The organism is Kribbella sp. NPDC048915 (genome assembly GCF_040649595.1).
GTDB lineage: Bacteria > Actinomycetota > Actinomycetes > Propionibacteriales > Kribbellaceae > Kribbella.
The window spans coordinates 1-11396 of record NZ_JBEZFT010000132.1; the positions used below are offsets into that span (position 1 = coordinate 1).

Genomic DNA, 11396 nt, shown 5'->3' on the forward strand with positions numbered 1-11396 from the left:
CGACACTACTGCGGCCGCGGTCACCTCCCCGCTGGTGCAGGCCGTTCTGGTGGTCACCGACGACCCGCTGGTCGCCGCGGACGTCACCGCCGCCGTGAAGGGTGCGGAACCCACAACACGATGGGTAAACCCACCGTGCGGCGGAAACCCGAAACTCCTTCGACCGCGGCACGGCGTACGAGTGGATAACCCCGCCCGCCGGGGTTCTTCACTGGTGTACCAGCGAAGAACCCCCAACGCGCGCGGATATCGGCTCGTACGAGGTCGGCTGCGCCGGTCGTCATCCTGGGGTGAAGACGGAAGCTTGCACAGGTTGTGGTGGGCGTGGACCGGTTATTGCTTGTCCAAGGTCCCTGGCAGGTGTCCAAGGTCCCGGACGGTTGTCCAAGGTCCCTGGCAGGTGTCCACGGTCCCGGGCGGTTGTCCACGGTCCGGGCGGTTGTCCACGGTCCCGGGCGGTTGTCTAAGGTCCCGGCGGAGGTGCACGGTCCCCGGATGGGGGTGCACAGTCCCGGATGGGTGTTCGTGGTCCCGGATGGGTGGTCGTGATCCCCGGGCAGGGGTTCAAGAGGCCCCGGTTGCAGGGACGCGCACGACCGTACAGCGCGGACACCGGCCCGGTCACCCGGCCTGCACCCGCCCACGGATCAGTCACAAGAGCCGAGTTTCCTTGGAGGCTCCGGGTCTGTTTCCGGACGAGAACCGGGCGTCGGTCGAGACCTTCGTCACCGAGGTGATGCCGGTGCTGCGGACGACGTACCCGAGCCGCGTCTGGCCATAGGCATGCTCCGGACCCGGAACCCTCGGCTCATCCGTACGTCGGGGACTGCGGCCAGCCGGCGGGGGAGTCCTCCCAGTCCTCCTGCCGGCCGTACACCGCCAGGTCGGCGACGACGGTGCTGAACAGCAGGCGGTCGACGCCGCGCTGGGTGGTGGCGTAAGTACGGAAAACGATGTCGCCGTCCCGCAGGAAGAGGCTCAGCAGGAAACCCGCACCGGCGCCGCAGTCCGCGGAAAACGTTGTACCCGCCGACGACGCGAACGGGATGTGCTCCCAGCCCATCCGTTTCCAGTAGCCGGCCATCTGGTCGATCGGCATATCGGAAACCGTCGCCCAGGCGATGTCGTTGCGGGCCAGTTCCTCGAGGTTGGTGACGTTCTGGGTGAAGTAGGTGCAGCCGCCGCAGAACGTGTCCGGGCCGGCGTTCATGAACTGGTACAGCGCGAGCTGCCGGTGCTCTCCGAACAGCTCCCGCAGTGTCACCGTCCCCTCGGTCGTCGTGAACGTGTACTCGCCGAACCGCACCATCGGCAGCCGGCGCCGCTGTGCCGCGATCCGGTCCAGCGTGCGGGTCGCCTCCTTCTCGGCGATCAGCAGCTCGGCGCGGGCCGCGGCCCACTCCTCGGCGGGTACCTCCGGGGGCATCGCTGTGTCGGACATGCTGCTCCTCTCGTCGGACCTTCTGTGCTGACGACGAAGCCGCCGGACGATTCTCGACATCCCGGAGCCGTCGGCCGGGGGAAAGTGGTCAGCGGGACGTGCGGGAGCAGGTATGCTTTCCCGGACGGACTGAGGGGCCTGCAAGGCGTTTCCGGCTCGATTTCACATCGGGGCGGGAGACCGTGTAATCTCTCTCCTCGGCCCGCCCCTTTAGCTCAGTCGGCAGAGCGTCTCCATGGTAAGGAGAAGGTCTACGGTTCGATTCCGTAAAGGGGCTCTGAGTAGGGCGTCCCACCTCCGGGTGGGACTCCGAACTCACGCGGCGGGGTAGCTCAGGTGGTTAGAGCACACGGCTCATAATCGTGGTGTCGCGGGTTCGACTCCCGCCCCCGCTACCACCGACGCAGTTTTTCGAGAGTGCGATCACCTAAGTTGCGTACTCCTGACAGAAGAGGCAGCAGTGGCCAAGTCGACCGACATTCGCCCGAAGATCACGCTGGCGTGCACCGTGTGCAAAGAGCGGAACTACATCACCAAGAAGAACCGGCGTAACGACCCGGACCGTCTTGAGCTGAAGAAGTACTGCCACCGTTGCAACGACCACACGGACCACCGCGAGACCCGCTGACCTCGAGGTCTTCCCGCGAAGCCGCTCCGGATCACCGGAGCGGCTTTTGTGTTGTCGGCAGCGGCTTTTGTGTTGTCGGCAACAGTCCTCCGGATCACGGTCAGACCGTCAGGATCGGGCGGCCCTGCTCGTAGGCGGTGAGACGCTCGTCACGCGGCGTCAGGCAGCACGAGCCGCACAGCGCACCGTCGCCGGCCTCGCTGGTGTGGTACAGGCAGCAGGTGTTGCGCAGGTACACGAGCTTTCCGCCGGCGTTTTCCACGTCGCCGAGGCGCGCCAGCCCGCCCGGTGCCTTCGCGACGAACGTCTGCCACCGTTCGAGCAGGTACGCCGGCGCGACGGTGACCTCTTCCCGGGTCGCGGCGCAGAACCCCATCGCGCAGCCCGCCGCGACGCCGCCGTACACCTGCCGGAGCCCGGCCCGGGTCCGCCGGTGCAGCTCCTCGGAAAGTGGCAGCAGATGTTTCCGCAACACGACGTCGTACAGCGTGTTCAGCCCACCGGGCAGGAAATGCGCGGAACGAACGGCGACGGCCGCGATTCCGTGACCGTCGTGCGGCCGGACCCAGAGGTTCTCCGGGCGGAGGTCGAGCACCCGGCCTTCCAGCGCCCAGAGCAGCAGCGCGGTCGCCGGGACCCGGCCGGCGTAGAACGACATCATGCTGAGCGCGTTCGCATGCGCCGACCGATGGTTGCTCGCCTCGTCGTCGCGCTTGAGCAGCTCGGTGAGCTCCGGGCCGCCCGGCTCCAGGATCCGGTCCACCCGCAACCAGTCCGAGCCCTCCGGCTCGCCGATTTCCAGCCGGTACCGAGGTGCGTACCTCGCCAGCGCTGCCACTGCCGTCACGTCCTGCGTCCCCTTCGGATCGTGGGCGGCGGCTTCCCGGGGAACAGTGTGCCAGTAGGGTTGGCGGACATGACGATCGACGCCACGATGGTCGGCCGGACGTACTCGGCCGCCGAGTCCTACCAGGTGGGCCGGGAGAAGATCCGGGAGTTCGCCGACGCGATCGGCGACAGTAACCCGGCGTACCGGGGGGATGACGCGATCGCGCCGCCGACGTTCGCGTTCGTGATCGGCAGCCGCGCGCTCGAGGAGCTGCTGAACGACGAGGAGCTCGGCCTCCGGCTGGACCGGATCGTGCACGGCGCCCAGAAGCTCACCTACACCCGCCCGATCAAGGCCGGTGACGAGCTTGCGGCGACGGCCACCATCACCACCGTCCGCAAGGCCGGTCCGGTCGAGGTGATCATGTACGAGACCACGCTCACCACCGTCGACGGCGAGCCGGTCGCGACGTCGACGTCCACGCTCTCGCACAACCGGGGGGACGCATCATGAGTCTGGTGGGTACCGAGCTGCCGCCGCTGACCGTCACGTTCACCCGGGCGGACCTGGTCCGCTACGCCGGGGCGAGCGGCGACTTCAACCCGATCCACTGGAGCGACCGGATGGCCGCGGCGCTCGGGCTGCCCGGCGTGATCGCACACGGCATGCTGACGATGGCCTCGGCGGCCCGGGTCGTCACCGACTGGCTCGACGACCCGGCCGACCTGGTCGAGTACGGCGTCCGGTTCACGAAACCGGTCGTTGTCCCGGACGACGACAAGGGCGTGTCGGTGACGTTTTCCGCGACCGTGGACAAGGTCGCCGAAGGGTTGGCCGAGATCGACATCACGGCGGTCGCCGGCGAGGAGAAGGTGCTCGGCCGGGCCAGGGCGGTCGTGCGAGTCCGGTGAGTACGCACGTGTCGCTGGCCGACCACACCACGCTCCGCATCGGCGGGCCGGCCGACAAGTTTCTCGAGGTGCACACCGAGGACGACCTGATCACCGCGCTCCGGGACGCCGACGCGGCCGGCGAGCCGGTGCTGCTGCTGTCCGGCGGAAGCAACGTGGTGATCGGTGACGACGGTTTCCGGGGCACGGTCGTCAAGATCGCGACGTCCGGCATCGAGGTCGACGCGGACATGTGCTCCGGCGCGCGGGTCAGGGTCGCCGCGGGCGAGGACTGGGACGGCGTCGTGCAGCGCGCGATCGCCGAGGAGTGGAGCGGCCTGGAGTCGATGTCCGGCATCCCCGGCCTGACCGGCTCGACCCCGGTGCAGAACGTCGGCGCGTACGGGCACGAGGTCGCCGAGACGATCGCGTCGGTACGGGTCTGGGACCGCGTGCACAACGCCATCCGGACGGTCTTCGCGGCCGACTGCGGGTTCTCCTACCGGAACTCGCGCTTCAAGGCCGACCCCACGCGGTACGTCGTCCTCGACGTCACGTTCCAGTTGCGGCTCGGCGACCTGTCCGCCCCGGTCGGGTACGCCGAACTCGCGCGGGTGCTCGACGTCGAACCGGGATCGCGCGCGCCGATGACCGAGGTCCGGGAGGCGGTCTTGAGCCTACGCCGCGGCAAGGGCATGGTGCTCGACCCGGACGACCACGACACCTGGAGCGCGGGCTCGTTCTTCACGAACCCGATCCTCGACACCCCCGCCGAGGTCCCGGCCGGTGCGCCGCAGTGGCCGCAGCCGGACGGGCGGGTGAAGACCAGCGCCGCCTGGCTGATCGAGCACGCGGGTGTCTCGAAGGGTTTCGCGATCGGAAATGCAGCGGTTTCCGGTAAGCACACGCTGGCGCTGACCAACCGCGGGCAGGCGACCGCGAAGGAACTGCTCACCCTGGCGGCGCACGTCCGCGCGCAGGTGCAGCAGTCCTTCGGCATCACGCTGGTCAACGAGCCGGTCCTGGTGAACTGCAGCCTCTGACTGCTTGCCATCCCCGGAACGGCAGTTTCCGCTCGAGGATGTATGAAAAAGTTTTGCGCCGATGGCTAGGCTCGGCCTGCTCCTTCCGCTAATCTTTTGCGCAGTCTGGCGGGAGGTACTGACGGGTTCAGTGCGCATCGGGTGCGCATTGGGTGCGTGGCGAGCGATGCGGGCGGCGGGGCGAGTGCCCAGTTCGTCTCGACGTGATGATCACGGAATGGATTCCTCGATGGAACGAGCGGGCAGTCCGAGTCCGTTGCAGCAGGTCAAGCGGGCGCTGCCCGAGCTGAACGGCGCGATGCAACGGGTCGCCGAGCACATCCTGGCGAACCCCGACGAGGTCGCGCGCGGGTCGATCACCAAACTCGCCGAGAGCGCGCAGACCTCCGCGGCCACCGTGACCCGGCTGTCGACCCAGCTCGGGTACGCCGGGTATCCGGCGCTCCGGGCAGCGCTGGCGATGGAGGTCGGCCGCGGTCTCGAGGCGGGCTGGGCGAGCGACATCGGCTTGGCGATCGGCCCGGCGGATCCGCCCGAGCAAGTGCTGAGCGTGCTCGCCTCCACGCAGGCGAACGCGTTGCGGAACGCGCTGGCCGCGATCGACCTGAACGACGCCACTCGGGTCGCGGACGCGATCGCCGGCGCGCGGCGGACGCACATCTACGGCGAGTGGGGTGACGCGATCCCGGCCCGCGAGCTGTACATCCGGCTGTTGCGGATCGGGATCCCGGTGTGGTTCTTCGACGGGCCGCAGTCCTCGCAGATCGGCGCGGGGTTGCTCGGCGAGGGTGATGTCGCGCTGACCATCACCCGGTCCGGCACCGATGCGACCACCCTCGACTTCATCCGGCGCGCGAAGGCCGCGGGAGCGCTCACCGTCGCGATCACCGGGATGCCGGACGCGCCGATCGGGCAGCTGGCCGATGTCACCCTCGAGACCGGGACGCCGAACGGCGCGAACTGGACCGAGTTCTTCGCCGGCCGGGCGAGCGACGTACTGACGGCCGGCCTGTTGTTCGTCCTGGTCGCGCAGCGCGTTCCCGACCACCTGACCGCCCACCATCCGAGCGGGCCCGGGCAGCCCGTCGTCCAGTTGGACACCTAGCGCCTTGAGTCCGGCGCTTCGGAACAAGAGAGGTTCGTGCATGCAGCAGCTCGAGGTCCAGACCGATCTGACCGTCGTCGGCGGCGGGCTCGCCGGGGTCTGCGCGGCGATCGGCGCCGCGCGGCAGGGCAACACCGTGGCGCTGGTCCAGAACCGGCCGGTGCTCGGCGGGAACTCGTCCAGCGAGATCCGGGTGTGGGTGTGCGGTGCGACCGCGCACGGCGTGCAGAGCTTCGCGCGGGAGACCGGCATCATGGGCGAACTGTTCGTCGAGAACCAGTTTCGGAATCCGCTCGGAAACCCGTACTACTGGGATCTCGTGCTGCTCGAGGCGGTCCGGGCCGAGCCGCGGATCACGCTCTACCTGAACACCGACGTCCGCTCGGTCGAGGCCACCGACGGCGAGATCCGGTGGGTGACCGGGTGGCAGATGGGATCGGAGAAGGAGATCCGGTTCGTCAGCCCGGTGTTCGCGGACTGCTCCGGTGACGGCCTGGTCGGAATGCTTTCCGGCGCGGATTTCCGCACCGGCCGGGAACCGCGCTCGGAGTACGGCGAGTCGTGGGCGCCGGAGGTGCCGGACGCGAACACGCTCGGCAGCACGATCTTGTTCTACACCAAGGACGCCGGCGAACCGGTCCGCTTCGTGCCGCCGGCGTTCGCCCGGAACATCACGGAAACCGCGATTCCGGACCGGCGCGTGATCCGCACCGATCTGAACGGGTGCGCGTTCTGGTGGATCGAGTGGGGCGGCGAGTTGGACGTCGTGGACGACAACGAAGCGATCCGCGACGAACTGCAGGCGGTGGTGTACGGCATCTGGGACTACCTCAAGAATTCCGGGAAGTTCGACGCGGACACATTGACCCTGGAGTGGGTCGGGTCGGTGCCCGGAAAACGTGAGTACCGGCGTTTCCTGGGTGACCATGTGCTGACCCAGCACGACGTGCTCGGACAGACCGAGTTCGAGGACCGGGTGGCCTTCGGTGGCTGGTCGATCGATCTGCATCCGCCCGGTGGCGTGTACGCGTCCGAGCGCGGGTCGAAGCACTGGCATCCGGACGGCAACTACCACGTTCCGCTGCGTTCCTTGTACTCCCGGAACGTGCGGAATCTGTGGATGGCCGGCCGGAACATCAGCGCGAGCCACGTCGCGTTCGGCACCACCCGGGTGATGGCCACCTGCGCGGTGCTCGGCGAGGCGGCCGGGATCGGCGCAGCGGTTGCCCTGCGCAACGGATTGACCCCGCGGGAGCTGGCGACCGAGCAGTTCGGCCTGATGAAGCATGCGCTGACCAAGGCCGATGCTGCCGTCCTCGGCGTGGTCGACGACGATCCGGCGAACCTCGCGCTGAAGGCGACGGCGACCGCGTCGTCGACCTTGACCCGGCCGGCGCTCGAGGTTTCCGCCGGGACCTTGCCACTGACCGCGGACGTCGGGATGGTGGTGCCGGTCGATCCCGAACTGAACGGCTTCGAGTTACTCGTCGACTCCGTCGGCGGCTCGCTGACCGTCGAGCTGCACGATCCGCTCAAGCCGCAGAACTACCTTCCAGCACAGCTCGTCGACGCCTGCACGATCGACGTACCGGCCGGGGAAAAACGCTGGATTCGCGTTCCGCTGACCTGGCGTCCGGCGAGTCCGTCGAACGCATTCGTCTTGCTGCGCAGCACGCCGGACATCTCCGTGCACACGGCGTCGGCGGCTCTGCCGGGGATGGTCCACTTCGTTCGGCGCGAGCCGGCACCGGACGAGGAGTGGACCGAGCAGTTCCGCCCGTGGAAGCAGATCCTGCCGCGCGCCGGGTTGTGTATCCGGCTCGGCGAGACGTCGGCGTACGGGCCGGAGAAGGTGATCGGCGGATACTCGCGCCCGTACGGCGGGCCGAACCTGTGGTCGTCCGAGGAGCTGGCGTGGGACGCGGCGCCGTCGCTCGAACTCACGTGGGCCGAGCCGGTCGAGCTGTCCGAGATCGTCGTGATCCTGGATGCCGACCTCCAGGAGGATCTGATCAACCTGCATCACCACCGCACGCCGTTCGAGATCTTGCCGACGCTGCTCGCGGCGTACGACGTGGAGCTCCGCCTCGGCGACGGCCCGTGGCAGCCGATCGCACAGGTCCGGGACAACCACCACCGCACGCAACGCCACCACCTGAACGCGCCGTCTCGAGCGACAAACCTGCGCCTTACTGCGCGCGAGACGAACGGCGCGCCCCGGGCTCACGTGGTCTCGATCCGCGCCTACTAGCCGCGGCTAGTAGCGCCACTCGAGTTCGTGCTCAAGCATCCAGTCGGTCAGCGGCTCGGCGTCGGACGGCGACCTGGTCGCGCCGGTCAGGAGGTCGGCCAGCACCTGCGCGGGAGCCGCCAGGCGTAGGCCGCTGTCGGCTCGCCGGGATCGGGTGTAGACGCTCTTGGCTCTCGGCTCGGCCAGGATGACCGAGGTCCTCCGGGCCGGCGTGAGATCCCACAACGTGGCGGCTGCACGCGCGTCCGGGGTGTAGACCACGAGGGGCCCGGCCGGTGTGCTCGGAGCCCAGGACTGTGCCGCGTGGCAACCGGTCACCGCGTGGCGGACAGGCGTGACCGCGATCCGCTCGAGCAGGGCGTGCGGATTGCGGGTGGTTCGCCAGTACGAGAGGTGGACCTGCTGAGTGAAGTGCGCATCGTCGTTCCAACGGCGCAGGAGGTCGAGCCAGCTCGGTACGGCGACCACGCCGGGCGCTCGGCGTTCGACCAGGCTCTCTCGGTCCAACCGCTCGACGACCCGGCGGACGGCCGCTGCCGGGACACCGGTCGTCGACACCAGGTCATGCGTGGTCCACAGGCTGCGGAAGTCCAGCAGCGCGCGGACGACCAGCGCGGCCGACTCACCGGCCAGCGCGTCTGCAATCGCGGTCACCGGCCGGCCCCGGGAACTCCGAGCGGGAGCGTGGCGTACGTCGTCCACTCGTACTGCTTGTGGTCGCGGTTGAGGTTGATCAGGCTCACCCGCGTGAGTTCGGTGCTGGCGACGCCACCGGCCAGGGCGTTGACGCGCTGCCGCAGCGGGGCGGCGGGCGCGACCTGGTTCCAGTAGCCGAGCGAGACGTGCGGCTCGAGCTCAGGCAGCGCGGGCACGGAGTCACGGCCCCAGACGTCCGTGACGGCCGCGCGGAGCTGGGCACGCAGACGGCGCAGCCGGTCGACCGGCGTGACCGGCAGTTGCAGGCTCTCGACGTCGACAGCCGCGGGACCGAGCTTGATCTCGAACGGCCGAAAGTGCTCGAGCCGATGCTGCGCCGCGTCGATGATCAGGTCGAGGTCGGCCTGTGGCACCTTGTCGGCGAACCCGATGCCCTGCAGCGTGAGATGCAGCCATTGTGCCGGCACCGGGGTGATTCCGGGCAACGAGTCGACCAGTCGCTGGTATGCCGCATGCAGGTCGGCCAGGACGGCGTCGCCGGGGAAGATGACGTGCCAGGTGTAGAACGAACGTCCCGGGCGCCAGTTCGGACGCCAGTACCAGTGGTCGCGGACTTCCCTGATCCGCCGATCCGGCCCGTCCGGGTCGGGTATTACGGTCATTTCTGCTCCTCGAGGACGCGGCGTCGGTTGGGGAGGTCGGGCCCGAACGGCAGCCCGGGCTGGCGAATGAACTCGGCGATCCGGTCCCGCAGCATCCGGCCCTGTGGGCTGCGCGCGTACGGCGCGGTGAGCGCACCGACCTCCGCGACGCGCTGGATCAACGGCCGGACGCGGTACTCGGGCGCCAGCTGCAGCACCGGCTCGACTGCGTCGACGGCGCCGTCGAGCTCGCCGAGGAGCACGCGGGCCTTCGCCTGCTGCAGCCGGGCCATGCGTTCGGATCCGGCGTTGCGCAGCGCGTAGGGCACGGCTTCGAACTGGGCGATGCTGTGGTCGGCGTGCTCGGCGGTCCGATGCGCGTCGCCGAATGCCAGGTGCGTGTCCGCCCACAGTCCTTCGGCGCGTTCCGGCGTACAGAGCAGGACTCCGCCGGGCTCGGAGCCGGCGGGGCGGACGACAAGGGACTGCGCGACGTCGAGCAGTTCGCGCGAGCGATCCGCGCGGCCGGAGCGCGCGAGGTCGACGGAGGCCGCGCTGGCGAGGAACAGCCGGGCCGTGCCGGCGCTGTACCGCAGGCCGTCCTCGGCGTACGCCGCCGCACGCTCGAAGTCCTCCTGCCAGTACGCCGCCGTGTGCTGCGTCGCGCGGATCCAGCCACGCAGCACGTCGTGGTCCGCGGCTTCGGCACAGGCCCACGCAGTGCGAGTGTGGCCCTCGGCGATGTCCGGCCGGCCGAGATCGACCGACATCCAGGCGAGCAGCGTGATCGCCCAGCCGGCGGCGGCGTACAGATCGCGGGACCGCCGCGGCGACTGGTTGCCGGCCAGCAGCCCGAAGGCGCGGTCGCGGATCGCCCGGCTCTTCGCGAACAGCGGTCTGATCGGGGTCCGAAGGTACGACTGGGCGATCCGCTCGATGTCGGCCTGCAGTTGTTCGACGGTGAGCTCGCCGACGTTGGACTCCTCGGCGAACGACAGCAGCGCGATCGACTCGTCGCCCGCGTTCACCAGGTCGTCGTCGCGGTCGGCCATCGACGCCGGTGGCAACGGCTCCGGCTCGGTGAGCGCGGCGCCGTTGGGCGGGAAGAAGCCGAGATCGTTGTCCGAGGCAACACCGAGCACGTGCCGCAGCCCCGAGCGGTACGCCGCACCGGGCCAGCGAACCGCGCCGCGCTCGAGCTTGGCGATGTAGTGCCCGTCGAGCTCGTATTTGATCTCGGTCGTCTCCCAGAGCCACGCGCAGATGGCCTCGGCCAGCTCGCTGCGGGACAGGTGTTCGCCCGGTGCGCGTCGAGACGGGGTGCGTTCTCGCGCCTCGCGGAGGAGGTCGTTCGGGCCTGACATGCGGGCAACTGTAGGCCGCCGAACACACTCCGCAACCGGGAAATCGGCTCCTGTGGACGATCTGCCCCACAATGCCCCGACCTGCCCCAAATCCCTACGGAAAAAGGCGTTCTGGGGCAGGTCGGCTGGGTCCGAACGTCGTACTGCGGGCCGGTTTGCTGGTCCGGCGTCCGTAGCTGAGCGTGAACACACGGGGCAACCCGGGGCAACCCGGGGAAGCCCTGCCCGCAACCAACCGAATCCCACCTCACCCGAGCCCGCCGATTGTCGGCACCGCCCCAGGGCAACCAAGGGAAGCCCCACCCCACCGCCCAGCCACCTTCACAAGCCAACGGTTATGCGGCTCTTGTAACCGATCCGTGGGTGGCGTCTCGGCGACCGAGTCGGCGCCCGCGCTGTACCGCGCTGTACCGCGCTGTACGACCGCGCTGTACCGCGCTGTACGCCCGCGTGCGTCCCGCACGGTGGGTTCACCCACCGTGTTGTGGGTTCCTGACCCGTGTGAAGGGGGCCCCCCACCCCCCACCCAAGGGCACCCCCCCCGGCG

The 11396-nt window shown here is 69.3% G+C and carries 11 protein-coding genes and 2 tRNA genes; 8 read left to right on the top strand and 5 right to left on the bottom strand.

All coding sequences use genetic code 11. The annotated features are described in order from the left end of the window. Nucleotides 1–808: 808 nt before the first annotated feature. Nucleotides 809–1441, bottom strand: a complete 633-nt coding sequence (locus AB0B82_RS34640; RefSeq protein ID WP_360178583.1) for a DUF899 family protein — start codon at nt 1439–1441, stop codon at nt 809–811. A gap of 204 nt (nt 1442–1645) precedes the next feature. Between AB0B82_RS34640 and AB0B82_RS34645 the strand changes: the two genes are divergently transcribed. The 3 genes from AB0B82_RS34645 to rpmG all read left to right on the top strand — a co-directional run bounded on the left by AB0B82_RS34645 (nt 1646) and on the right by rpmG (nt 2069). Then, nucleotides 1646–1718 (top strand) — tRNA-Thr (locus AB0B82_RS34645). A 44-nt stretch (nt 1719–1762) separates the two neighbouring features. Further along, nucleotides 1763–1839 (top strand) — tRNA-Met (locus tag AB0B82_RS34650). A gap of 62 nt (nt 1840–1901) precedes the next feature. Next, the gene (gene rpmG, locus AB0B82_RS34655) at nt 1902–2069 is read left to right on the top strand and encodes a 50S ribosomal protein L33 (protein ID WP_130384703.1); all 168 of its coding nucleotides are present in this window, start codon (nt 1902–1904) and stop codon (nt 2067–2069) included. A 100-nt stretch (nt 2070–2169) separates the two neighbouring features. On the opposite strand, the gene AB0B82_RS34660 is transcribed toward rpmG, so the two are convergent. Continuing rightward, nucleotides 2170–2916, bottom strand: coding sequence for a hypothetical protein (locus AB0B82_RS34660; RefSeq protein ID WP_360178586.1), 747 nt, complete (start codon nt 2914–2916; stop codon nt 2170–2172). Between the two features lie 69 nt (nt 2917–2985). Between AB0B82_RS34660 and AB0B82_RS34665 the strand changes: the two genes are divergently transcribed. The 5 genes from AB0B82_RS34665 (at nt 2986) to AB0B82_RS34685 (ending at nt 8187) form a co-directional block, all read left to right on the top strand. Continuing rightward, the gene (locus AB0B82_RS34665) at nt 2986–3411 is read left to right on the top strand and encodes a MaoC family dehydratase N-terminal domain-containing protein (protein WP_360178588.1); all 426 of its coding nucleotides are present in this window, start codon (nt 2986–2988) and stop codon (nt 3409–3411) included. After that, nucleotides 3408–3809 (top strand): MaoC family dehydratase, encoded by a 402-nt coding sequence (locus AB0B82_RS34670; RefSeq protein ID WP_360178591.1) that lies wholly within the window; start codon nt 3408–3410, stop codon nt 3807–3809. The genes AB0B82_RS34665 and AB0B82_RS34670 overlap by 4 nt, the downstream gene beginning before the upstream one ends. After that, entirely contained in the window at nt 3806–4831 is a 1026-nt protein-coding gene (locus tag AB0B82_RS34675; RefSeq protein WP_360178594.1) for a UDP-N-acetylmuramate dehydrogenase, read from the top strand. The genes AB0B82_RS34670 and AB0B82_RS34675 overlap by 4 nt, the downstream gene beginning before the upstream one ends. A 229-nt stretch (nt 4832–5060) precedes the next feature. Further along, complete coding sequence (locus AB0B82_RS34680) at nt 5061–5936, top strand: MurR/RpiR family transcriptional regulator (RefSeq protein WP_360178597.1); 876 nt, start codon at nt 5061–5063, stop codon at nt 5934–5936. A gap of 40 nt (nt 5937–5976) precedes the next feature. Then, a complete protein-coding gene (locus tag AB0B82_RS34685; RefSeq protein WP_360178600.1) occupies nt 5977–8187 on the top strand; it encodes an FAD-dependent oxidoreductase in 2211 nt (736 codons plus the stop codon). A 6-nt stretch (nt 8188–8193) separates the two neighbouring features. On the opposite strand, the gene AB0B82_RS34690 is transcribed toward AB0B82_RS34685, so the two are convergent. Genes AB0B82_RS34690 through AB0B82_RS34700 form a run of 3 tightly spaced genes read right to left on the bottom strand, consistent with a single transcriptional unit; the run spans nt 8194 to nt 10849 of the window. Beyond that, nucleotides 8194–8841: a hypothetical protein gene (locus tag AB0B82_RS34690; RefSeq protein WP_360178603.1), complete on the bottom strand. Its 648-nt coding sequence runs from the start codon at nt 8839–8841 to the stop codon at nt 8194–8196. Continuing rightward, nucleotides 8838–9506 (bottom strand): 2'-5' RNA ligase family protein, encoded by a 669-nt coding sequence (locus AB0B82_RS34695; RefSeq protein ID WP_360178606.1) that lies wholly within the window; start codon nt 9504–9506, stop codon nt 8838–8840. Before AB0B82_RS34695 ends, AB0B82_RS34690 begins: the two co-directional genes overlap by 4 nt. Beyond that, nucleotides 9503–10849 (bottom strand): hypothetical protein, encoded by a 1347-nt coding sequence (locus tag AB0B82_RS34700; protein ID WP_360178609.1) that lies wholly within the window; start codon nt 10847–10849, stop codon nt 9503–9505. The genes AB0B82_RS34695 and AB0B82_RS34700 overlap by 4 nt, the downstream gene beginning before the upstream one ends. Nucleotides 10850–11396: the final 547 nt, after the last annotated feature.

Bases quoted from the DNA above. Each gene is read 5' to 3' on its own strand.
- AB0B82_RS34640 (WP_360178583.1), bottom strand. From the start codon at position 1,441: ATGTCCGACACAGCGATGCCCCCGGAGGTACCCGCCGAGGAGTGGGCC.
- AB0B82_RS34665 (WP_360178588.1), top strand. From the start codon at position 2,986: ATGACGATCGACGCCACGATGGTCGGCCGGACGTACTCGGCCGCCGAG.
- AB0B82_RS34670 (WP_360178591.1), top strand. From the start codon at position 3,408: ATGAGTCTGGTGGGTACCGAGCTGCCGCCGCTGACCGTCACGTTCACC.
- AB0B82_RS34680 (WP_360178597.1), top strand. From the start codon at position 5,061: ATGGAACGAGCGGGCAGTCCGAGTCCGTTGCAGCAGGTCAAGCGGGCG.
- AB0B82_RS34685 (WP_360178600.1), top strand. From the start codon at position 5,977: ATGCAGCAGCTCGAGGTCCAGACCGATCTGACCGTCGTCGGCGGCGGG.
- AB0B82_RS34695 (WP_360178606.1), bottom strand. From the start codon at position 9,506: ATGACCGTAATACCCGACCCGGACGGGCCGGATCGGCGGATCAGGGAA.
- AB0B82_RS34700 (WP_360178609.1), bottom strand. From the start codon at position 10,849: ATGTCAGGCCCGAACGACCTCCTCCGCGAGGCGCGAGAACGCACCCCG.